Source organism: Reyranella sp. (assembly GCF_004296935.1).
Lineage (GTDB): Bacteria > Pseudomonadota > Alphaproteobacteria > Reyranellales > Reyranellaceae > Reyranella.
The window spans coordinates 50,178-72,563 of record NZ_SCVH01000097.1 but is presented as its reverse complement, the minus strand read 5'-3'; the positions used below and the strand labels follow the sequence as shown (position 1 = coordinate 72,563).

Annotated in this window: 21 protein-coding genes; 9 read left to right on the top strand and 12 right to left on the bottom strand. The window is 66.5% G+C overall.

Translation table 11 applies throughout. The features are described from left to right. The 4 genes from EPO55_RS13635 to EPO55_RS13620 form a co-directional block, all read right to left on the bottom strand. A complete protein-coding gene (locus EPO55_RS13635; protein WP_296337427.1) occupies nt 1–1,194 on the bottom strand; it encodes an ABC transporter substrate-binding protein in 1,194 nt (397 codons plus the stop codon). 146 nt (nt 1,195–1,340) lie between these two features. After that, on the bottom strand, nt 1,341–2,204 hold the full coding sequence (locus tag EPO55_RS13630) for an isocitrate lyase/PEP mutase family protein (RefSeq protein WP_296337426.1): 864 nt from the start codon (nt 2,202–2,204) through the stop codon (nt 1,341–1,343). 48 nt (nt 2,205–2,252) lie between these two features. Then, nucleotides 2,253–3,221, bottom strand: coding sequence for a tripartite tricarboxylate transporter substrate binding protein (locus tag EPO55_RS13625; protein ID WP_296337425.1), 969 nt, complete (start codon nt 3,219–3,221; stop codon nt 2,253–2,255). 44 nt (nt 3,222–3,265) lie between these two features. After that, entirely contained in the window at nt 3,266–3,814 is a 549-nt protein-coding gene (locus EPO55_RS13620) for a gluconokinase (protein WP_296337424.1), read from the bottom strand. Between the two features lie 107 nt (nt 3,815–3,921). Here EPO55_RS13620 and EPO55_RS13615 point away from each other — a divergent pair, with 107 nt between their 5' ends. Genes EPO55_RS13615 through EPO55_RS13605 form a run of 3 tightly spaced genes read left to right on the top strand, consistent with a single transcriptional unit; the run spans nt 3,922 to nt 6,928 of the window. Beyond that, entirely contained in the window at nt 3,922–4,992 is a 1,071-nt protein-coding gene (locus tag EPO55_RS13615; RefSeq protein WP_296337423.1) for a TIGR03617 family F420-dependent LLM class oxidoreductase, read from the top strand. Continuing rightward, on the top strand, nt 4,989–5,849 hold the full coding sequence (locus tag EPO55_RS13610) for a TIGR03620 family F420-dependent LLM class oxidoreductase (RefSeq protein ID WP_296337422.1): 861 nt from the start codon (nt 4,989–4,991) through the stop codon (nt 5,847–5,849). The genes EPO55_RS13615 and EPO55_RS13610 overlap by 4 nt, the downstream gene beginning before the upstream one ends. An 11-nt stretch (nt 5,850–5,860) precedes the next feature. Continuing rightward, nucleotides 5,861–6,928, top strand: coding sequence for an LLM class flavin-dependent oxidoreductase (locus tag EPO55_RS13605; protein WP_296337420.1), 1,068 nt, complete (start codon nt 5,861–5,863; stop codon nt 6,926–6,928). On the opposite strand, the gene EPO55_RS13600 is transcribed toward EPO55_RS13605, so the two are convergent. Beyond that, on the bottom strand, nt 6,925–7,803 hold the full coding sequence (locus EPO55_RS13600) for an LLM class F420-dependent oxidoreductase (RefSeq protein ID WP_296337419.1): 879 nt from the start codon (nt 7,801–7,803) through the stop codon (nt 6,925–6,927). The two genes, EPO55_RS13605 and EPO55_RS13600, sit on opposite strands and share 4 nt — an antisense overlap. Further along, a complete protein-coding gene (locus tag EPO55_RS13595; RefSeq protein ID WP_296337418.1) occupies nt 7,803–8,699 on the bottom strand; it encodes an LLM class F420-dependent oxidoreductase in 897 nt (298 codons plus the stop codon). The genes EPO55_RS13600 and EPO55_RS13595 overlap by 1 nt, the downstream gene beginning before the upstream one ends. Nucleotides 8,700–8,807: 108 nt before the next feature. On the opposite strand from EPO55_RS13595, the gene fgd reads away from it, so the two are divergent. Genes fgd through cofC form a run of 4 tightly spaced genes read left to right on the top strand, consistent with a single transcriptional unit; the run spans nt 8,808 to nt 12,194 of the window. Further along, a complete protein-coding gene (gene fgd, locus EPO55_RS13590) occupies nt 8,808–9,812 on the top strand; it encodes a glucose-6-phosphate dehydrogenase (coenzyme-F420) (RefSeq protein WP_296337417.1) in 1,005 nt (334 codons plus the stop codon). Continuing rightward, a complete protein-coding gene (gene cofE / locus EPO55_RS13585) occupies nt 9,809–10,582 on the top strand; it encodes a coenzyme F420-0:L-glutamate ligase (RefSeq protein WP_296337416.1) in 774 nt (257 codons plus the stop codon). The genes fgd and cofE overlap by 4 nt, the downstream gene beginning before the upstream one ends. Continuing rightward, complete coding sequence (gene cofD / locus EPO55_RS13580; RefSeq protein WP_296337415.1) at nt 10,579–11,511, top strand: 2-phospho-L-lactate transferase; 933 nt, start codon at nt 10,579–10,581, stop codon at nt 11,509–11,511. Before cofE ends, cofD begins: the two co-directional genes overlap by 4 nt. Further along, a complete protein-coding gene (gene cofC / locus EPO55_RS13575; protein WP_296337414.1) occupies nt 11,508–12,194 on the top strand; it encodes a 2-phospho-L-lactate guanylyltransferase in 687 nt (228 codons plus the stop codon). The genes cofD and cofC overlap by 4 nt, the downstream gene beginning before the upstream one ends. A gap of 308 nt (nt 12,195–12,502) precedes the next feature. Here cofC and cofH read toward each other — a convergent pair whose 3' ends face one another. After that, nucleotides 12,503–14,842, bottom strand: a complete 2,340-nt coding sequence (gene cofH, locus EPO55_RS13570; protein WP_296337413.1) for a 5-amino-6-(D-ribitylamino)uracil--L-tyrosine 4-hydroxyphenyl transferase CofH — start codon at nt 14,840–14,842, stop codon at nt 12,503–12,505. Nucleotides 14,843–14,914: 72 nt separating this feature from the next. On the opposite strand from cofH, the gene EPO55_RS13565 reads away from it, so the two are divergent. Beyond that, nucleotides 14,915–15,868 carry an LLM class F420-dependent oxidoreductase gene (locus EPO55_RS13565; protein ID WP_296337412.1) on the top strand — a complete coding sequence of 318 codons (954 nt, stop codon included), beginning with the start codon at nt 14,915–14,917 and terminating at the stop codon, nt 15,866–15,868. Here EPO55_RS13565 and EPO55_RS13560 read toward each other — a convergent pair. From EPO55_RS13560 to EPO55_RS13540, 5 genes are all read right to left on the bottom strand, one after another. Continuing rightward, on the bottom strand, nt 15,865–16,716 hold the full coding sequence (locus EPO55_RS13560; RefSeq protein ID WP_296337411.1) for an LLM class F420-dependent oxidoreductase: 852 nt from the start codon (nt 16,714–16,716) through the stop codon (nt 15,865–15,867). The genes EPO55_RS13565 and EPO55_RS13560 overlap by 4 nt on opposite strands. 9 nt (nt 16,717–16,725) lie before the next feature. Then, the gene (locus tag EPO55_RS13555) at nt 16,726–17,658 is read right to left on the bottom strand and encodes an LLM class flavin-dependent oxidoreductase (protein WP_296337410.1); all 933 of its coding nucleotides are present in this window, start codon (nt 17,656–17,658) and stop codon (nt 16,726–16,728) included. Then, entirely contained in the window at nt 17,655–18,500 is an 846-nt protein-coding gene (locus EPO55_RS13550; protein WP_296337409.1) for an LLM class F420-dependent oxidoreductase, read from the bottom strand. Before EPO55_RS13550 ends, EPO55_RS13555 begins: the two co-directional genes overlap by 4 nt. Before the next feature lie 8 nt (nt 18,501–18,508). Continuing rightward, a complete protein-coding gene (gnd, locus tag EPO55_RS13545; protein WP_296337408.1) occupies nt 18,509–19,492 on the bottom strand; it encodes a phosphogluconate dehydrogenase (NAD(+)-dependent, decarboxylating) in 984 nt (327 codons plus the stop codon). A gap of 131 nt (nt 19,493–19,623) precedes the next feature. Continuing rightward, a complete protein-coding gene (locus tag EPO55_RS13540; RefSeq protein ID WP_296337407.1) occupies nt 19,624–20,673 on the bottom strand; it encodes a D-2-hydroxyacid dehydrogenase in 1,050 nt (349 codons plus the stop codon). Nucleotides 20,674–20,733: 60 nt separating this feature from the next. Between EPO55_RS13540 and EPO55_RS13535 the strand changes: the two genes are divergently transcribed. After that, nucleotides 20,734–22,383: a GMC family oxidoreductase N-terminal domain-containing protein gene (locus EPO55_RS13535; protein WP_296337406.1), complete on the top strand. Its 1,650-nt coding sequence runs from the start codon at nt 20,734–20,736 to the stop codon at nt 22,381–22,383. Nucleotides 22,384–22,386 lie beyond the last annotated feature (3 nt).

Here is a 22,386-nt window from a genome sequence, read left to right as displayed (position 1 = left end):
CTAGCTGCTGTAGCCCGGCGCGATGTTGAAGGCTCCGTCCTTCAGCGAGTTGACCTCGCACATCACGACCTCCTGGTCTGGGAAGCCGTTGTGCTGTTCGGGCGTCCAGGTGACGGTGCCGTAGATGCCCGGCCAGCCCTTGACCTTGTTCATGTAGGCGACGATGTCGTCGTTCTTGGTGCCGGCGTTCTTGAAGGTCTCAGCCATCATCATGGCGCCGTCCCAGCCCAGCGCCACCCACCACAGCAGCGTGTCGCCGAACTCGACCTTGTCCTTCTTCAGGCGCTCGACGAACTCCGCCGCGCGCGGCGGCAACTTGCCGCCGATGTAGCAGCAGTTGCGGAAGTTGTTCGAGTAGACCTTGTTCCAGTACTCGGGCTTCTCGAGGAGGGCCTTGGTCTGGCCCGAACCCAGCGTGGTCTGGCCGACGATCGGCACATCCCAGTTCATCGCACCGCGCGTGTTGCAGATGCGCGACAGGAAGCCAGCATTGACGCTCCACGGCATGATCGCCTGGGCGCCAGCGCTCTGCATGCGCAGCAGTTCTGGCTTGAGGTCGGGGTTCGCGGCGTCGATGTGGTTGGTGTAGACCACTTCCGCGCCCATCGCCTTCAGCATCGGCACGTAGGTATTGACAGAGTCGGTGCCGTAGCCGGTGGTGTCGGAAATCACCGCCACCTTCTTCAGCTTGAGCACGTTCACCACGTAGTGGTTGGCGCCCTTGCCGACCTGCGTGTTGGTCGGCGCGATGCGGAACGACATCGGGTATTTCTTGACGTCGATCAACGAGTCGACCCAGCAGGGGTGCAGCATCGGCACCTTGTCGCGCGCGATCAGTGGCGTCGCCGCCAGCGCTTCGCCAGAGTTGAGCGGACCCCAGATCATGCTGGCCTTGGCGCGCTGCGTGAGTTCGGCCACGGCGTTGACCGCCTTGGTCGGATCGCTCTGCGTGTCGCGGCTGATCAGCTCGATCTTGCGACCCTTGATGCCGCCTTCCTTGTTGACCAGCTCGACTGCGAGCTGTGTGCCGCGGTTGATGCCGACGCCGGTCGACGAGCTGGGACCGGTCAGCGCCGGCAGGTAGCCGATCTTGATCGGCTCGTTTTGCGCAATGGCTGGGGCGGGGAAACCCGAGGCCAGCGCAGCGGCGCTGACGGCGGATCCAGCCAAGACTTGGCGACGACTAACTGGCATGTCTTCCTCCCACGACAAGTGTTTCTTGAGTCTTACGCTCCTGGTAACGCTACCAATTTATACTTACCCTATAGCCCGCGAGTGAGGCCGGTCAATGCGAAGGGACCGTCCTGCGCCGCGGAATGATCTTTCGCCACTGCACAATTTCAGGCCGGCACAATGAAGGGCTTCGCCGCAGCATCGTAGTCCGCATAGCCCAGCGTCGCGCGCAACTCCGGCGGCGGCATCGCGCTCGCGGCTTCCGCCCCACCAGCAATCAGGGCGGCCAGCCCCGCCTTCATGCCGGCGGCTGCAGGCGAGAGCATACCGGTCGGATAGGTGCCGATCTTGAAGCCAAGGGCCGCCGCCTCCTTCTGCGACGGCGTCGCCCGCGGCGCGCCCGGCGACAGTACGGCGAATGACGGCTTGCCGCCGGCTGCTGCAACGGCCCGGCGGATCTCGCCGTCATCGGCCGGCGAATCCAGGAACAGAATGTCGGCGCCTTCCTTCACGTACATTTCGATCCGGGCCACGGCCTCGTCGATGCCCTGGGTCGGCCGGCAGTCGGTGCGTGCCAGGACCAGGATGCCCGACTCCTTGGCGGCTTCGACGGCAGCGCGGATCTTCATGCGCGCTTCGTCGCGCGACAGGCAGGGCTTGCCAGCTGCCGTGAGCGCACGCGGCGTGATCTTGTCCTCGATCAGCACGGCCGCCGCACCGGCCCGGCCGTAGGCGCGCACCGTGCGCTGGACGTTCATGGCATTGCCATAGCCGTGATCGCCGTCGGCCAGCACTAGTGTCTGCGGGGCGGCCGCATGCACCATATTGAAGGAATCGAACATCTCGCCGAACGAGATCAGATCGAGGTCCGGCCCGCCCAGCCGGCTCGCCGCCACGCACGAGCCGGAGAGAAACGCCGTCTGGAACCCGGCGGCGGCCGCCAGCTTGGCGGTAAGCCCGTCCCAAACGGCCGGCATCACGACCAGGCCAGGCTTGGCCAACAGGGCACGCAGACGGTCGGGGTAATTCATGGAGGAATCCTCAGGTGTGACGGTTCGTTGCGATGACGGCTCGAGAGACTACTTCGAAGGCTGAATGCCCGCGTCCTTGATGACCTTGGCCCATTTCGGAATGTCGGCTGCAATGGCGGCGCGCGTCTCCTCCGGCGTGCTGCCGACGAGATCGAGGCCGATGTTGACGAACTTCTTCTTCATCTCGGGATCGGCCAGGACCTTGAGCGACTCGGCGCGCACCTTGTCGAGAATCGGCTTGGGCGTGCCGGCAGGCGCCATCAGGGCGAACCACGAGGTCGCCTCGAAGCCGGGGAAGCCCTGCTCGGCCACGGTCGGCAGGTCAGGTGCGTTGGCCGAACGCTTGAGCGAGGTGATGGCGATACCGCGCAGGCGGCCATCGCGCACCAGCGGCATCGCCGCGCCTGCGTTCTGGATGCCGACCGGAACGACGCCGCTCATCACGTCGGCCATGTTGGCGCCGCGGTAGGGGATGTGCTCCATCTTGATTCCGGCGAGACGGCAGAACAGTTCACCCGCGATGTGCTGCGGCGTGCCGACGCCCGGCGTGCCGAAGGAGAGCTTGCCGGGGTTGGCCTTGGCATGGGCGATCAGGTCGGCGATCGACTTCACTGGCAGGTCGTTGTTGACAAAGAAGATCGACGGCATGGACAGCGAGGTCGAGATCGGCGCCAGGTCCTTCAGAGGATCGAACGGCAGGGCCTGCAGGCTGGGCAGGATGGTGATCGCGGCGTTGCCCGACCACATCAGCGTGTAACCGTCGGGCACTGCCTTGGCGACCTTGTCGACGCCGATGGCGCCCGAGTTGCCGGTGACGTTCTCGACCACCACCGCCTGGCCCCAGGCCTCGGTGAATTTCTGCGCGAACATGCGCGCCGTGACGTCGGTCGCGCTGCCCGCGGTGAACCCAACGACGAGCTTGACCGGCTTGTCCGGCCAGTTGGTTTGGGCGGCGAGCGGAGAGGCAATGCCAAACGCGAGCACGAGCGCGGCGACGGACCGAACGATCGGGTGCATGGTTTCCTCCGGAAAAGGCGATCTCTGTCGCCGTTTGCCGGAGGCTACGGGTTTTGGGGGTCGGGCCGCAACCTCGAAGCCGTATCGCTTTCGCGGCAGCGAAATTCAAGTTCGCGCGCAATCCTGCCGACAATTTCGCCGGGTCCGCCATCGACATCGACGACGATCGGTCGTTCATCGGGCGTCGGTTCCTGCAGCGTCGCGAACTGGCTGGCCAAAAGCGCTGCCGGCATGAAGTGCTCGTGGCGGGCGGCCATGCGCCGGGCGATGAGATCCTGCGATCCCTTGAGATAGGCCAGTGCCATGTCGGGCCGGTCGCCGATGATGATGTCGCGATAAGCTCGTTTCAGCGCCGAGCAGGCGAGTACGCCATCCTCGCCCTGCGTCCGCCAGCCGTCGATTTCCTGCGCGATTTTCTGCAGCCAAGGCAGTCGATCGGAGTCGGTGAGCGGCGTGCCGCTGCGCATCTTCTCGACGTTGGCGCTGGGATGCAGGTCGTCACCCTCACGGTACTGCCAGCCCAGCCTGGCGGCGAGCAGGGCCGAAACCGTCGTCTTGCCCGACCCTGAGACGCCCATGACGACAACAATCATCGTCTTTCCTTTCCGGCTCGCACCGCGGGACGAGGCAGCTTGCCCGCACACCTTCCGGTGCTAGGCTGCCGGCCCGCGAGAAAACCCATCCATCATCGAGCAGACACGTGCTGTTAGAAACTCTTCTGCCTCTCGGCAAGGTCGATCCCGGTCTTCGCGCACCGGAAGTGCCCTTCGACCTGCACAGCATCGGCGAGAATGCGCGCCTGCTGGAAGACATTGGCTACGACGGGCTGGTCGTCGAGGAGACCAAGGACGACCCGTTCATCGTCATGGCGCTGGCGGCCCAGGCGACGCGCAAGCTGAAGCTCGGCACCTCGGTCGCCATCGCCTTTCCGCGCAGTCCCACTGTGACGGCGCTCAGCGCCTGGACGGTCCAGAAACTGTCGCACGGCCGCTTCACGCTCGGCCTCGGCACGCAGGTGAAAGCCCACATCGAGCGCCGCTATGGCATGCCCTGGACGCCGGCCGGACCGTGGATGCGTGAGTATGTCCATGCCGTGCGGGCGGTGTGGGACAACTGGCAGAACGGCACGCCGCTCGACGTCAAGGGCGAGCACTACAACATCAATCTCATGGTGCCGCTGTTCAATCCCGGCCCGATCGAGCATCCGCAGATTCCGATACAGATCGCGGCCGTCAACGCCGTGATGTGCCAGGTCTCGGGTGAAGTGGCCAACGGCATCCGCCCGCACCCGGTCTGCACGCCATCCTACATCGAGAAGGTGATGATGCCGGCTGTCCGCGCTGGCGCCGCCAAGACCGGCCGCTCGCTAAAAGGCTTCCAGATCAGCATGAAGCCGCTGGTCGCCACGGCCGCGAACGAAGCGGAGCTCGCCCCCAAGATTCGCGACGTGCGGGCACGCATCGCCTTCTACGCCTCGACACCGCAGTACCGTGCCGCCTTCGACCATCTCGGCCTCGGCGATCTTGCCGACCGGCTGAAACTCCTGTCGCGTGCCCAGCGCTGGGAAGAGCTGCCGCAGCACATCAACGACGACATCCTCGAGACATTCGTCACCATCGGCACCTACGACACGATCGCGCGCAAGCTGCTGGACCGGTTCGGCCGTGTCGTCACCCATTGCGAGTTCTCGATTCCCGTCAGAAATGATGCCGACCGGGAAATTCTGCGCAGCCTCGCCAAAGACATTCAATCCGACGGAGCCAAGCCATGAAGTTGGGACGCCTGGGAGTCTGGTATTCGACGGACAAGCTAAACGGGGGCCAGCTTACCGACCTGATGCGTGTCATCGAAAGCGGTGGCTATTCGGCGTTCTGGTATCCCGAATCGCGCGGCTACGAATCGATGTCGCTGGCGGCCTATCTCCTGTCGAAGAGTACGCGCCTCACCATCGGCAGCTCGATTGCCAACATCTACGCCCGCGATCCCTTCACGGCGCAGCGGGCCATGGTGTCGCTGAACAACCTGTACGGCGGCCGTTTCATCTTGGGCCTCGGCGTCAGCCACATCCCGATGGTCGAGGGATTGCGCGGCCATCGCTACGACAAGCCGCTCGGCGCCATGCGCGCCTATCTCGAGGGCATCCACAAGGGCCTGCCCGCCGGCGAGGAAGCGCCGGTGATGGTGGCGGCGCTGGGGCCCAAGATGCTGGCGCTCAGCGCCGAGAAGTCACTGGGCGCCGTGCCCTACAACGTGACGCCCAAGCACACGGCGAAGGCCGCCGCCATCCTGGGCCCGAAGAAGATGCTCGCCGTCGAGCAGAAGGTCACGCTGGAGACCGATCCCGTCCGCGCCCGCGCGCTCGGCCGCAAGGAACTGGCGCGCTACATGGTGCTCCCGAACTACCGCAACAACTGGCTGCGCGAGGGTTTCAGCGAGGCCGAACTCGCTGATGGCGGCAGCGACCGCTTCATCGACTCGATGGTCCTGTGGGGCGACGCAGCCACGATCAAGAAGGGCCTCCGGGCGCATTTCGAGGCCGGCGCCACCCACGTCTGCCTGCAGCCGGTTCACGACGACGGGGATTTCGCCGCGCGCGACCGCATGCTCGCAGCCCTCGCTGACACCTGAGGGAGAAGACGATGGATTTCGGCATCGCGCTCCCCACCGCGGCGGATTCCTGGAAGCAGGCGAAACGCGCCGAGGAACTTGGTTTCACCCACGCCTGGTTCTACGACACCCAGATGCTGAGCGCCGACTGCTTCGTCGCCATGGGCGCCGCCGCCGTCAACACGAAGCGCATCCGTCTCGGCACGGGGGTGCTGGTGCCCTCCAACCGCATCGCGCCGGTTGCCGCCAATGCGCTGGCGACGCTCAACAGCCTGGCGCCGGGCCGCATCGATTTCGGCGTCGGCACCGGCTTCACCGCGCGGCGCGCCATGGGCTTCGGCGCCATCAAGATCAAGGACATGGAGGCCTATATCCATCAGGTCTATGGTCTGCTGGCAGGCAAGACCGTCGACTTCGAGATGGAAGGCCAGAGCCGCAAGATCCGCTTCCTCAATCCCGAACTCGACTTGTTCAACACGGGCGACCCGATCGCACTACACCTCTCGGCTTTCGGACCACGCACGCGAGCCCTCACGGCGCGGCTGAAGGCCGGCTGGATCGACTTTGTCGGCAACGTCGAGGCCGGTGTTCGCGAGGTCGTGGCGATGCGCGAGGACTGGGGCAAGGCCGGACACGCGATGGGTGACTTGCAGGCCACGGCCTTTGCACTGGGCTGCGTGCTGCAGGATGGCGAACCGGCCGACTCCGAGCGCGCCATGGCGCAGGCAGGACCGCGCGCGGCGGTGATGCTGCATCGTGCCGCCGACGAGGCGCTCCTGAACATGAAGCCGACCCAGGCCCTGCTCGCGCAGCGGCCGGAACTGGAGGGCTATGTCGCTCTGGCGCGGACCTATGAGCCCAAGGATGCTCCCTATCTGGAAAACCATCGCGGACATCTGATGTTCGTGAAGCCCGCGGAAAAGAAGTTCGTCACCGCTGACCTGATCCGTGCCACCTCGTTCACCGCGACCGAAGGCGAGATCAAGCAACGCATCGAGGCACTGCGCGGCGCCGGCTACACCCAATTCACGATCCAGCTCGTGCCGGGCCAGGAAGCGGCTCTCGCCGACTGGGCCCACATCCGAAAGGCCTTTGCCTAGCTGAAGGGGCGGATGACCTTTTCACCGAAGCGCGCGAGGCTCTCCTCGAGATCGTGCATGAAAGGGGTGGAAGGCAGCACGATGCGGCCGATGCCCTGCGCCACCCGTTCCTTGATGGCCGCCTCCGCATCCTTGCCCGAGCCGGGCAGGAGATCGGGACAGCCGGCAAGCATCTCGATCGCCGCGGGATCGCGGCCCGCTGCCTCCGCAGCGCGACGGGCGACATCGATCAGAGGCATGGTGTCGACTGGCCGGCCGATCGATGGGAAGAAGCCGTTGCCGAGACGGCCGGCCCGCCGGGCGGCGGCCTCGGAATGGCCGCCGACGATGATCGGCACGCTGCCCGCCACCGGCTTGGGGTTGCAACTCACCTCATGGAACTTCACGAACTCGCCGGCGTAGCTCGCGCCATCGGCCGCCCACAGTGCCCGCATCGCCGCGATATATTCGTCGGCCCGCTTGCCGCGCTTCTCGAACGGCACGCCGAGCGCCTCGAATTCCTCCTTCAGCCAGCCGACGCCGATGCCGAGTTCGATGCGCCCGCCGCTCAAATGGTCGAGCGTCGCGACCTGCTTGGCCAGGACCAGCGGATTGCGCTGCGGCAGGATGAGCACGCCGGTCATGAAGCGCAGCCGGGTCGTGACGGCCGCGACCGATGCCATCCAGATCAATGGATCGGGAATCGATGCCGTGCGATCGCCCGGCAGGCGGCCGCTGGCCGCATAGGGGTAGGTCGAGCTGTAGGTGTCGGGCAGGACGACATGATCCACGGCGAAGACCGAATCGAAACCGGCGGCTTCTGCCAGGCGCACCAGCCGGTGCGCCGCGGCCAGGTCCGGACAAGTGTTGTTGCCGAAATGCAGGGCGAATTTCATCACAGCAGGTCCGCGACGGCAGCACGATAGCGTGTGATCGCCGTCAGGTGGTCATCGTAGCTCTTGCCCGCGATGCGCTTGTGATGCGCGCTGACGTAGGTCGTGTGCGCATTGACGTGCGTGACGCCCGCTTTCTTCCAGAAGCTGAATTCCTTTCGCCAATCGTCCTCGTTTCCAATGCCGGGCGACACCCAGACTTCGAGCCCGACCGACTTGGGGTCGCGCCCTGCCGCTTTGATCAGAGTGCGCAGCTTGTCGAAGGCTTTCAGCGCCTCGTCCCCCGCTGGATAGGCGAGCGGCATGAAGCCGTCGCCGTATTTGGCCGCGCGCCGGAACGTCGCCTCGGCATGGCCACCGAACCAGATCGGCACACGACCAGACTTCGGGCGCGGATTGATGCCGCCGTCGTCGAGCTGGTGGAATTCGCCCTTGAACTTGACGTGCGGCTCCTTCCACAGCGCCTGCATGAAGCGCACCTGTTCCTCGGAGCGCTTGCCGCGCGTCTTGAAATCCTCGCCCAATCCCTGGAACTCGATCTCGTTCCAGCCGACACCGACGCCGAGACGGAACCGCCCTTCGCAAAGTTCGTCCAGGCAGGCCGCCTGCTTGGCCACCAGCGCCGCCTGGCGCTGGGCCAGGATCAACACCCCAGCGGCAAAGCCGATCTTGGGGGTGACGCCGGCCAGGAAGGCGAACAGCACGAAGGGATCATGATAGGCCGTGGCGGTGGTGCCGACGCGGCGGCCGCCATGGTCGACGTTGGGATTGCCGCCCAGCACGTGGTCGGGCGCCACGAGATAATCGTAGCCCAGGCCCTCCGCCGCCTGCGCATAGTCGCGCAGGACCGCCGGACCGGTCCCGATGTCGCCGACCGGTAAAGATGCACCGAGCTGCATTATTTCCTCCTCAAGACTCTTGTTGCCGACACGCTAGGCCAAGGTTACCGGACTGGCCAGCGGAACGGCGCGGCTGGCTTGAAGCGCCGGATCGGGTAGTCTGGCGCCATGATAAAGCTCGGATACAAGGCATCGGCGGAACAATTCGCGCCGGCAAAACTGCTCGATTTCGCCTGCCTGGCGGAAAACGTGGGTTTCGAATCGGTGTTCGTCAGCGATCACTTCCAGCCGTGGAAGCACGTCGATGGCCACGCGCCCTACTCGCTCGCCTGGCTCGGTGCGCTGGGTGCCCGGACCTCGCGGATCGTGATCGGCACCAGCGTGCTCACGCCCACCTTCCGTTACCATCCTTCTATCGTGGCACAGGCCTTCGGCACGCTGGGCGCGATGTTCCCGGGACGGGTCGTCCTGGGCATCGGCACCGGCGAATCGCTGAACGAAGTGCCGTCGACCGGCCAGCCCTGGCCCGAGTTCAAGGAACGCTTCGCCCGGATGCGCGAGGCGGTGACCCTGATCCGCACGCTGTGGCGCGGGGAACGCATCAGCTTCGAGGGCGAATACTACAAGACCGAAAAGGCCACCATCTACGACCGGCCCGAGGTCGAGGTGCCGATCTACGTGGCGGCGGCCGGCGCGCTGGTAGCGCGCTACGCCGGTCGCTCCGGCGACGGCTTCATCTGCACCAGCGGCAAGAAGCGCGAACTCTATACCGAAACATTGTTGCCCAAGGTCGCCGAGGGTCTCGCCGCTGCCGAACCGCGCGTACAGCCGTATGACCACATGATCGAGGTCAAGGTCTCCTTCGACACCGACGCCGAGCGCGCGCTGCAGGATACACGGCACTGGGCGGCGCTGGCACTGACGGGCGACGAGAAGATGTCGGTCGAGGATCCCGTCGAGATGCAGCGTCTGGCCGACGCGCTGCCGCTCGAGCGCACGGCGTCGCGCTGGATCGTGTCGAGCGACCCCGACGAGCATGTCGAAAAGATCGGCGCCTACGTCACTCTCGGCTTCCGTCATCTCGTTTTCCACGCGCCGGGCCCCGATCAGGAGCGGTTCCTGAAGCTCTACGGCGAGCAGGTGCTGCCGCGTCTACGCAAGAAGTTCGGATGAGCCGCACCACCGCCTTGGAGATCCTGGCGGTCCCCGGCATCCCCCTGATCGCGCCGGGTGACGATCTGGCGGCCCTGATCGCCGAAGGATTCGCGCGCGGCAACCTTGCGCCACGCAAGGGCGACGTAATCGTGATCGCCCAGAAAGTCGTCTCCAAGGCCGAAGGCCGCAGCGTCGATCTCGCCACGGTGAAGCCATCGGCGCGGGCCGTTGAGCTCGCCAAGGAAGTGCAGAAGGATCCGCGCCTGGTCGAGCTGATCCTGTCGGAGTCGGTCCGCGTGGTGCGGTCCCGGCCCAATGTCCTGATCGTCGAGCACAAGCTTGGTTTCGTCATGGCCAATGCCGGCGTCGATCAATCCAATGTCGCTTCGCCGGACGGCCCGCAGCGCGCGCTGCTGCTGCCGGTCGATCCCGACGGCAGCGCCGCCAAACTGCGCGCCCGCCTCACCTCGCTTTGCGGCGTGCCGCTTGCGGTCGTCATCACCGACAGCTTCGGCCGGGCGTGGCGGCGCGGCACGGCCGGTGTGGCGATCGGCGCGGCGGGCCTGCCGGCGCTCCTCGACCTGCGCGGCAATCCCGATCTGTTCGGCCGTGAACTGCAGGTCAGCATCACCGGCTTCGCCGACGAGATCGCGGCCGCGGCGTCCCTCGTAATGGGGCAAGGCAACGAAGCGCAGCCCGTCGTGCTGATGCGCGGCCTTACCTGGAGCGCGCCCGCCAATCCCGCCTCCGAACTCGTGCGGCCGGCCGCCGAGGACATGTTTCGGTGAGCAAAAGCCTGGTGGTTGCCCTGTCGGGCGGCGTCGGTGGTGCCAAGCTGGTGCTTGGCCTCAGCCGCGTGCTGCCGGCGGACGAGTTGCTGGTCGTGGCCAACACCGGCGATGATTTCGAGCATCTCGGCCTCAGCATCTGCCCGGACATCGACACGCTCACCTACGTGCTGGCCGGCCTCGACAATCCGGTCACCGGTTGGGGCCGTCGCGACGAGACCTGGTCGTTCATGGAGACGATCACCGCCCTGGGCGGCGAGGATTGGTTCCGCCTCGGCGATCGCGACCTCGCGCTGCATGTCGAGCGGACGAAGCGGCTCGGCGCCGGCCAGACCCTGTCGCAGATCACTGCCGACGTGTGCCGGCGGCTCGGCGTCGGCCCGCGCGTGCTGCCGATGAGCGACGATCGCGTGCGCACGCGTGTGCGCAGCGACAGCGGCTGGATCGACTTCCAGGACTATTTCGTGCGCCAGCAGTGCCGCCCTGTCGTGCAGGAACTCGCCTTCACCGGCGCGGCCGACGCCCGGCTCCAGCCCGACGTCATGGCAGCCCTGGGCAGCGGCAAGGTGCGGGCGGTGATGATCTGCCCGTCCAACCCCTTCATCAGCATCGAGCCGATCCTGGCCGTGCCCGGGATGCGCGCGGCGATCGAGAATTGCGGCGCCCCTGTCGTGGCGGTGTCGCCGATCGTCGGCGGCCGCGCGGTCAAGGGACCGACGGCGAAGATGATGCAGGAACTCGGCCTGCCCGTGAGTTCCGCCGCCGCGGCCGGGCGCTACGACGGTTTGCTCGACGGCTATGTCGTCGATGCCGCCGATTCAGGAGACATCGGCGCCAAATTGCACGTCGCCCCCACCCTGATGACGACGCTCGCCGACCGCGAAGCGCTGGCACGCACCGTTCTCGCCTTCGCCGATTCGCTCACGTGAGCGCGTCGGCCGACATCTGGGCGGTCGTGCCCGTCAAGGAACTGGATGGCGCCAAGCAGCGGCTCGCCCCCCTGCTCTCACCCGCCCAGCGCCGCGCGCTAATCGAAGTCATGGTGGGCGAGGTACTGGACGCCGTGGCCGGCGCGCGCGGCCTCGCCGGCATCATGGTCGTCACCCTCGACCCGCAGACGACGGCGCTGGCCTCGCGCCTCGGCGCGCGCGTGGTGACCGACGGCGCCCGCGACGGCCACACCGGCAGCGTCACGGCAGGCCTCCGCCTGCTCGCCCGCGAAGGTCGCGGCGGCATGATCACGCTTCCCGGCGACATTCCCGCCGCTACTTCGGCCGAGATCGACGCGGTGCTGGCGTCGCATCTTCGCGCTCCCTCCTTCACCATCTCGCCGGCGCATGACGATCTCGGCTCCAACGCCGTCATCTGCTCGCCACCGGATGCCGTGCCGCTGCGTTTCGGCGAGAACAGCTACTTCCCGCATCTCGAGGCGGCGCGGCGCGCGGGCATCGAGCCGACGGTGATCCGCCAGCCGGGTATTGCCATGGACATCGACCACCCCGCCGACCTCGCCGCCTTCCTCCGCCTGCCGCAGTCGGCCGGCACCCGCACGCGGGCCTTCCTCGAAGAGGCCGGCATCCCCCGACTGCTGGTGGACCGGGGAATCGGCTAGGCGCGCACGGCGGGAATGGCCATTTTCTGGCACACCTCGTTGTGCCACGACGTGTCCATCGACCTGTGCCATGAACCAGCCTCAAGGCCTTGGTCCCGCAGGGCAATCGCCCCCCGATAAACTGTGCCACCGGCACCCGCCGCTTGCCGGGATGAATGTCTGAAAAAGATCGCCGAAGTGGACCATTTGTGGACCACGAAAAACGCCCGGCGGAAGGATCCGTCGGGCGTTCGATCATCAGGCTCGCAGCGCGCCCAATATAGCGAAAAACATAGCCGAAACCGGCTGAACTTGCAAATTCGAATGGCCTAAGCCGCGGCGGCCCGCTTGCGGGGCGGCGTAAGCACGAGCGGCGCGAGGTCGGCGGCGACCAGCGACGCCGCGCGGCGCTCCTCCGGGACAGTGCGATAGAGCGTGTCGCGCTGCTGCGGGGTGCGGCCGATCGAGCGGATCAGCGCCTCCATGGCGTCGGGCGGGAATTCCTGGCCATGCTGCGTGCCGGCCGCGCGCGAGATGCTCTCGTTCATCAGGGTGCCGCCGAGATCGTTGGCGCCCGCCTCCAGGCAGATCGCGGCACCGGCCGGGCCCATCTTGACCCACGAGGTCTGGATGTTGGGGATCACCGGGTGCAGCGCCAGGCGCGCGACGGAATGCATGATCACCGCCTCGCGGAAGGTCGGCCCGCGGCGGGCGCGGCCCTGCCGGTACATCGGCGCTTCCATGTGCACGAACGGCAGCGGCACGAATTCGGTGAAGCCGCCGGTCTCGCTCTGCAAATCGCGCAGCGCCAGCAGATGCCGCGTCCAGGAAAGCGGCGTCTCGACGTGGCCGTACATGATGGTCGAAGTCGTGCGCAGTCCGAGCCCGTGCGCGGCGCGCTGCACGCCCAGCCACTCGGCGGTGTTGATCTTGTCCGGGCAGATGATGGCGCGGACCTCGTCGTCGAGGATTTCCGCCGCCGTGCCCGGCAGGGTGCCGAGGCCGGCCTGCTGCAGGCTGGCGAGGAATTCAGGAATGGGCTGTTTCAGCGTCGCCGCACCCTGGGTCACTTCCAGCGCCGAGAAGGCGTGGATGTGCATGCCCGGCACCGCTTCCTTGATCGCCTTGCAGATCGCGACATAGGTCTCGCCCGTATAGTCGGGATGGATGCCGCCCTGCATGCAGACTTCGGTGGCGCCACGCTCCCAGGCTTCTACGGCGCGCCGCTTCACTTCGTCGAGCGCCAGATCGTAGGGCGCGCCACGCAGGTCCTCGTGCGTGCGACCCTTGGAGAAGGCGCAGAACTTGCAGCGGAAATAACAGATGTTGGTGTAGTTGATGTTGCGGTTGACGACGTAGCGTATGACCTCGCCGCTGACCGCCTGACGCAGCGCATTGGCGGCGCCCGTGACGTGGCGATAGTCGGCGTCGCGGGCCGCGAACAAGCGCACGATCTCCGGCGGATCGAGGCGCTCGCCCGACGTCGCGCGGTCGACGGCGCGAGCGATCGCGGAATCGACGCCGCTCACGAGGACGCGCGGCGCGGGCGGCGGCGTGGTCTCGCCGGGCGACCAGTCGTCGTCGCGAGCGAGGCCCTCGGCGTCGCTCATACGCCGGACCTGCGTCGCGACTTCGGGCGCAAGCCAGGTGTCGGGGTCACGGGCATAGGCGGGATAGAGCGGCAGGCGGTTGACCAACACCTTGCCCAGTTCGGCGCTGCGCCGCGCCAGTTCATCGATGGCAGGCCACGGCGCTTCGGGGTTCACATGGTCGGGCGTCACCGGCGAGATGCCGCCCCAGTCGTTCAGCCCCGCCGCAATCAGGCGCGGATAGACGCCCGGCGACAGATTGGGCGGCGCCTGGAGGTTCATGTCGGGCCCGAGAATCTTGCGGGCCATGGCGATGGTCCACAGCAGGTCCTGGAGATCGGGCTCGTCGGCGTCGGCCCACTTGGTGTCGGGCTTGGCGCGGAAATTCTGGACGATCACTTCCTGGATGTGGCCGTGCGCGGCATGCAGGTCGCGAATGGCAGTCAGCGCTTCCATACGCTCGTCGCGCGTCTCGCCGATGCCGATCAGGATGCCGGTGGTGAACGGCACCTTCAGTTCGCCCGCGAGTCGGATGGTCTCCAGCCGTACCGCCGGATGCTTGTCGGGCGAGCCGTAATGCACGCCGCCTTTTTCGCAGAGCCGCTCGCTGGTCGATTCGAGCATGATGCCCTGGCTCGCCGTCACCGCGCGCAGGCCCGCGATCTCCTCGCGCGTCATGACTCCGGGATTGGCATGCGGCAGCAACCCGGTCTCGCGCAGCACCCGGCCGCACATTTCCGTCAGGTAGCCGATCGTGGTCTCGTGACCAAGCGCCGCCAGCGCCTCGCGTGCCGCGCTGTAGCGCAGCTCCGGCTTGTCGCCCAGGGTGAACAGCGCCTCGGTGCAGCCCGCGGCCGCGCCGGCGCGGGCGATGGCGAGAACCTGGTCGGGCGAGAGGTAGGCCGGCTGACCGGCGCGCGGCCGCTCAGCGAAGGTGCAGTAGTGGCAGACGTCGCGGCAGAGGTGGGTGAGCGGAATGAACACCTTGCGCGAATACGAAATCAAGCGGCCATGGCCGCGATCGCGCAGCTCGCCCGCCTCGGCCATCAATGCGGCCAACGAAACGCCCGTCGTCATCATGAGCAAAACATAGCGTCAAACGCCTCCGACCGCATCGTGTAGTATGGCCGCCACAATTGGGAGGATGACACGATGCTGATCGGCTTCAATGCGCCGACCGCCGGGCTGTTGGCGGCACCCGAGCACCTGACGCGACTGGTGGTAGCCGGCGAGGCGCTGGGCTTCGATTACGCCACCTTCAGCGACCATGTGGTGATCCCGGTCGATATCCAGGCAAAATATCCCTACAGCGCAACTGGTGAATTCCCCGCCGGTTCCCGCGTCGAGCGCCACGAGCAGCTGATCGAAGTGGCCTTCCTCGCCGCCAAGACGACGCGCCTCAGGCTGGTGACCTCGGTGATGGTGGTGCCGCATCGCCCAGCGGTCCTGACCGCCAAGATGCTGTCGACTATCGACGTGCTGTCGGGCGGCCGCCTGACGGTGGGCATCGGCGTCGGCTGGCTAAAAGAGGAATTTGAGGCGATCGGCGCGCCCGATTTCACCCAGCGCGGCAAGGTCACCGACGAATACATCAAGGCCTTCATCGAGCTCTGGACCAAGGAGAGACCGCGCTTTGCCGGCGAGTATGTCTCCTTCGACAATATCGACTTCTCGCACAAGCCGGTGCAGAAGCCCCATCCGCCGATCTGGGTCGGCGGCGAAAGCGGGCCGGCGCTGCGTCGCACCGCGCGCCTCGGCGATGCCTGGTATCCGATCGGCACCAACCCGGCCAACCCGCTCGACAGCCTGGCGCGCTTCAAGACCCAGGTCGCGCGCCTGCACAAGATGACGGCCGAGGCCGGGCGCGATCCCAAGGCCATGGGGCTTGCCTTCCGCTGCACGGCACTGGGCGAAAAGGTCCCGCCCAAGGCCGGTGACGGCGAGCGGCGCCTGTTCTCGGGCAAGCCGGCCGAGATCGCGGCCGACATGCGGGCGCTCCGCGACATGGGCGTCGGCAGCCTCGACTTCGGCTTTGGCGGCGCGACCGTCGAGGCGATGCTGGGCGAAATGCAGCAGTTCAAGAAAGAGGTGCTGCCGCTCCTCTAGGCGACCGCGCGCAGGAGCTTGGCCCAGCGGTCGAGTTCGGGAAGGATCTTGTCGGCCTTGGCCGAATCGAGGCTGACGATGATGCGTTCTACGCCGTCGTCGCGGTCGCGCTTCAGCAGGCTCTCGTCCTCCTTGGCGCCCCAGATGGTGACGGGCACCGAAGCGGGGTCGCGATCGGCTTCCTTGGCCATCTCGCGAAACTTGGGGATCAGCGCACTCACGTCGGCGTAGGTCTTGCGCACGCGGTGCGGCATCCAGCCGTCGCCGTAGCGCAGCGCCCGACGCGCGCCATAGGGAAAGGCGCCACCGACGATGATCGGCGGATGGGGCTTCTGCACCGGCTTGGGCCAGCTCATCATCGGATCGAAGTTGACCAGCTCGCCGTGATACTCGGCCTTGGACTTGGTCCAGATCTCCTTCATCGCCTCGATGCGCTCGCGCGCCAGCTTGTGGCGGGTCTTGTAGACGGTGCCGTGGTTTTCCATCTCGTCGCTGTTCCAGCCATTGCCGACGCCGAACAGGAAGCGCCCGCCGGAGAGCTGGTCGATCGATGAGACCTGCTTGGACGTCTGGATGGGATCGCGCTGGGCGATCAGGCAGATGCCGGTGCCGACCTTCAGGGTCTTGGTGGCGACGGCCGCGGCGGTCAGCGTCACGAACGGGTCCATCGCATCGTAGTATTTCTTCGGCAGCTCACCGCCGCTCGGAAAGGGCGACTTGCGTGACATCGGGATGTGCGAATGTTCGGGCGCCCACAGCGAGTCGAAGCCGCGCTCCTCCAGGGCCTTGCCGAGTTCGCCGGGCGCCATGGAATAGTCCGTGAAGAACATCGCCGCGCCGATGTGCATCGCTTCCTCCTAGGCTACCTTCGGCCATTTCGCGCCGACTCGCGGCAATACTTTCTCGATCAGTTGCCGCGTCTGGGCGAGCACGCTGGCGCCATCGCCCACCGGCCGCAGGATGAACTTCTGGACGCCGACCTCGACATACTCGGCAACCCTGTCGAGGATCGCCGTCTCGTCGCCGATCGCGAAATAGCGCGCCGGATCGCGGTTGGTGCGCTTGGCATAGGCCGCCATGGCGCCTGAAACGACGCTGTCGGAGGCACTGCCGAAATAGAATGGAAAGGCCGCGCCGTAATGATCCTCGTCGATCGAACGGCCGGCCTCGGCGGCGGCCAGCTTTATGGCGGCCACGACCCGGCCTGCTTCAGCCGGCCCCTCGGGGCCGCCCTGCCAGCCCGTGCCGTAACGCGCCGTTCGCCGGATCGCCGCATCCGACGCACCACCGATCCACATCGGGAGGTCAGGCTGTACTGGCCGGGGCGAGATCGACGCGCCCGAGAGGCGATAGTACTTGCCGGCGAAGTCGACGCTCTCCTCGCGCCACAGCCGCGCGATGATTTCCAAGCTTTCGTCGGTGCGGCGGCCACGCGTCTTTGTATCGATGTCGAGCGCCTGCCATTCCGGCCCGAGCGGGCTGCCGATACCGAAGGCCGGCAGCAGACGGCCCTCGGAGAGAACATCGACGGTGGCGCACTGCTTGGCCAGCAGCACCGGATCGCGCAGCGCCAGCGACACCACGTTCATGCCGAAGCGCATCCGACGCGTGCGGCCGGCCAGGGCCGCCACCGCCGTCATGCATTCCAGGATCGGCTGGCGGCTGACCAGCCGATCGGTCTGCCACAAGGAATCGACACCGCCCGCCTCGCAGAGATCGACCCAGCGCCAGTAGTCGCCCGCCCCGGCAAACGGAAACTCCATCAGACCGAGGCCGACGGCGACCTTCATGCGTGGGCTTTCGCCAGCGGCGCGATCGTATCGAGATGGCGCAGGATCTCGTCACGGCCGAGGTCGGGGATCGCCAACAGGGCGTTTGGAATCCCGGCTTTTTCGTAAGCAGCCAGGGCAGCAGCTTCCGGCGGTGCGCCGAATACGGTGACCGTGAGTGTCGCGGGATCGCGCTTCACCGACTCCGCCATACGCTTCAAACGATCGACGGCGGTGGATGCCTCGAAGCCGGAGCGCGGGCGCGGGAACCAGCCGTCGCAATAGTCGACGACGCGCTTCAGCGTATGGTCGGTTTCTCCACCCAGCAGGATCGGCGGATGCGGCCGCTGCGCGGGCTTGGGCCACGACCATGCCGGATCGAAGTTCACGAACTCGCCGTGGAAGGACCCCGCCTCCTCGGTCCACAGCGCTTTCATCGCCAGCACATGTTCGCGCATCTGCTTGTAGCGCGTGGCGTAGCCGACGCCGTGGTTCTCCATCTCGTCCTGGTTCCAGCCAGCCCCGATGCCGAAGACAAAGCGGCCGCCCGAGAGCTGGTCGAGCGAGGCGATGGCCTTGGCCGTGGCAATCGGCTCGTGCTGGGGCACCAACAGGATGCCGGTGCCGATCTTGAGCTTCCTGGTTGCCGCCGCCGCGAAGGCGAGGCCGACAAACGGATCGTGGGTGTGCGAATAGCGCTTGGGCAGTTCGCCGCCCGTTGGAAAGGGTGTCTTGCGGCTGAGGGGGATGTGCGTGTGCTCGGGCACGAACAGCGAGTCGAAGCCACGCTCCTCGAGGGCACGCGCGAGTTCGGCGATGTCGATGCCGTAGTCGGTCGGGAAGTAGAAGACACCTACGCGCATGAAAACTCCTATTTCTTGGGGGCTTCGACGTGGCCACCGAAGCCCAGCCGCATCGCCGACAGAACTTTTTCCGCAAACGTGTGCTGCTGGCGCGAGCGGAAGCGCACGAACAGGGACGCAGCCAGCACGTCCGCCGGTACCGCCTCCTCGATGGCCGCCTCGATCGTCCAGCGGCCCTCGCCGCTGTCCTCGACGTGGCCGGAGAAGCTTTCCAGGTGCGCGTCCTTGGCAAGCGCGCTGGCCGTGAGGTCGAGCAGCCACGAAGTCACGACGCTGCCGCGCCGCCACACTTCGGCAATGTCGCCCAGGTTGAGGTCGTAGCGCTCGTCGGCCGGCAGCTTGTCGTCGGCGCGGTGGCGCATGATGTCGAAGCCCTCGGCGAAGGCCTGCATCATGCCGTACTCGATGCCGTTATGGATCATTTTTACGAAATGCCCCGCCCCCACCGGCCCGGCATGGATGTAGCCGCGCTCGGCGCGCGGATCGAGTTTCTCGCGGCCTTCCGTGCGTTCGATGTCGCCAAGGCCAGGTGCAAGGGCGGCAAAGATCGGATCGAGACGGGTCACCGTCTCGGCGTCGCCGCCGATCATCAGGCAATAGCCGCGCGCCAGGCCCCAGACACCGCCCGACGTACCGATATCGAGATATTTTATGCCCTTGGGTGCGAGCTCACGCGCGCGGCGGACATCGTCTTTGAAGTTGGTGTTGCCGCCGTCGATGATGACATCGCCACTCTTCATCAAGGCGCCGAGTTCGGCGATGGTGTCCTCGGTGATCTTTCCCGCCGGCAGCATCACCCACACCGTGCGCGAACCGGATCCCAATGCCTCGACCAGCGCCGGCACCGAGCCCGCGACGGTGACGCCATTGCCCGCCAATGCGGCGCCCGCCGCGGGATTGGCGTCGAAGATCGCACAGGAATGCCCCGCCCTGGTCAGCCGTCGCACGATATTGCCGCCCATTCGTCCGAGGCCGATGACGCCGATCTGCATGTTCTGTCCGTTTCCCCTCTATGCGGCTAGGTTGGCGGCGTGGCTCCAATGCGTCAACCTGCGGGCACCTGACCGGTGCCGCTGAGCGGCGGCATGTCGTTCGACCAGTCAGCCCGGCCATCAGCCCAGTATCAGCCAAGCTCGTCGACATCGTTGCGCAGTTTCTCGCCGTTCCGCCAACGCGCGAGATTGTCGAGGAAGATCTCGAAGATCGCCTCGTTCTGTCCCAGCGAATGGCTGGCGGTGTGCGGCGAGACGATGACGTTGGGCATGTCCCACAGCGGCGACGCTGGATCGAGCGGCTCGTGTTCGAACACGTCGAGGTAGGCGCCGGCGAGATGGCCGCTCGCAAGAGCTGCGATGACGTCGCGCTCCACGGCGATCTCGCCGCGCGCGACATTGACGAAGTGGCCCCCGGCGGGCATCGCCGCGAAGGCCGCCGCATTGGCGATCCCGCGCGTGAGCGGCGAGGCCGGGCAGCACAGGATCAGCCAGTCCGCCTCGGGCAGCACCTCAGCCAGGTGATCGTAGGCGACGGTCCGGTCGCACGGCTCGACCGGCTCGGGGCTGCGCCGGGCGCCAATCACCTTCATGCCCAGCATCTTCAGCAGCGCCGCGATATTGCGGCCGATCGGGCCAAGACCCACGATCACGGCGCATTGGCCCGCGAGATCGCGCGGCGCCCGCTCGCCGAGTCGGGGCTCCCAGGCATGACGCCGCTGCGCGTCGGCCAGCAACGGAAAGCGCCGGTTGAGGGCAATCACGGCGCCCAGCGCGCTATGGGAGACGGTCACCGCCGTTGCCCCCGACGCGGTCGTGACCTTGACGCCGCGGTCGCGCAGCTCGCGATAGATCGGCCGTTCCGCCCCGGCTGGGTGGATTTGCAGCCAGCGCAGCTTCGGCGACCGGCGCAACACGATCTCGAAGTCGCGCAGTTCCGGCGTCTGGTTGTTCTTGCTCGACTTCCCCGTCACCTCGCGGGTCATGAAGGCGAAATCGGCGTCGCAGGGACCGTCGCCCGCGACCGCCTCCTCCGCCGTCACGAAGGCAAGGCCGCCTGACGGAATGGCAGCCTCGATGCGCGGCCTCCAGGTGCGGAGCGCATGTTGGGAAAGCAGCAGCTTGAGCGGTGGTGTGGTCATGGTCGCCTGACGATGCAGCGTTGCAGCGTAACCGTCCATATCAGGCAATTGCCGAGCCACCACAGCCCGGGCTAAGCCATATTTGGGAGAAGATCGGCAATGGATAGTTTCGACTATGTGATCGTGGGTGCCGGCTCGGCCGGCAGCGTGCTCGCCAACCGGCTGAGCGAGGACCCGAACGTCACGGTCTGTGTTCTAGAAGCCGGGCCATCGGACTGGCATCCCTTCATCCATATCCCCGCCGGCTTCATGTACACGCTGGTCAATCCCAGGGTGAACTGGCTCTACACGTCTGAACCCAGCGAATGGACCGGTGGCCGGCGGATCGCAGCGCCACGCGGCAAGACGCTGGGCGGCTCGAGCTCGATCAACGGCCACATCTATAACCGCGGCCAGCGCCTCGACTTCGACGGCTGGGCACAGCGCGGCAACCGCGGCTGGGGCTATGCCGACGTGCTCCCCTACTTTCGCCGCACCGAGCAGCGCATCGCCGATGTGCCCGATGCGGTCGACGAGACTTTTCGCGGCCATGAGGGCAAGCTGCCCATCACCGACCTCGATTGGCGCGATCCCCTGTGCGAGGCCTTCATCGAGGGCGCGGTGCAGATGGGGATTCCGCGCAACCGCGACTACAACGGCACCATGCAGGCCGGAGTGAGCTACGTGCAGCGCGTGATCCGCAACGGCCGCCGCGTGAGTGCGGCGCGCGCCTTCCTGCATCCGGCGATGAAGCGGCCGAACCTCACGGTGCGGACTCATGCCCAGGCAACGGAGATCGTGCTCGAGGGCAAGCGCGCGACGGGCGTGCGCTACCGCAAGGGCGGCCGCAACGGCACGCCCCTGGAAGTGCGTGCCAACAAGGAAGTGATCCTGTGCGGCGGCACGGTGAACTCGCCGCAACTGCTGCAAGTGTCGGGCATCGGGCCGGCACCGCTGCTTCAATCGCTGGGCATTGCGATAAAGCATGCTCTGCCGGGCGTCGGCGAGAACCTGCGCGACCACTACGCACCACGCTTCGTCGCCCGTGTAAAAAACGCCATGAGCATCAACGAGCGCTCGCACGGGCTCAGGCTGGTGGGCGAGGTGCTGAAATATGCCGTGTCGCGCAAAGGCATCCTGGCTCTCAACCCGACCCTGATCTACGTCTTCTGGAAGTCCGACGAGCGCGTCGACAATTACGACCTGCAGCTCACCTTCACCCCGGCCAGCTACAAGGAAGGCGTGCAATCGACGCTCGACGACTTTCCCGGCATGACGATCGCCTCCTGGCAGCAGCGGCCCGACAGCACCGGCTATGTCCGCGCCCGCTCGGCCGATCCTTTCGAGGCGCCGATCATCCAGCCGAATTACCTCGCTGCCGAAAGCGACCGGCGCGTGCTGCTGGCGGGCATGAAGCTCGCCCGCCGCCTGCTGGGCTCGCAACCGCTCAGCAAATACTACGACCGCGAGGAGTTCCCCGGCGTCGAGAAGCAGTCCGACGACGATCTGCTGACGGCCGCCAAGCAGCGTGGCACCACGACTTTCCATCTCATGGGCTCCTGCCGCATGGCGCCCGATACGGATCCGACGGCGGTGGTCGACGATGAACTTCGAGTGCGTGGCCTAAAAGGCCTGCGCGTGGTCGATGCCTCGATCATGCCGACCATGCCGTCGGCCAACCTCAACGCCTCGGTGCTGATGATCGCCGAGAAAGCCGCCGACATGATCCGCGGCCGGCCGGCGCTGGAAGCGGTTGCGCTCAAGGACTGAGGG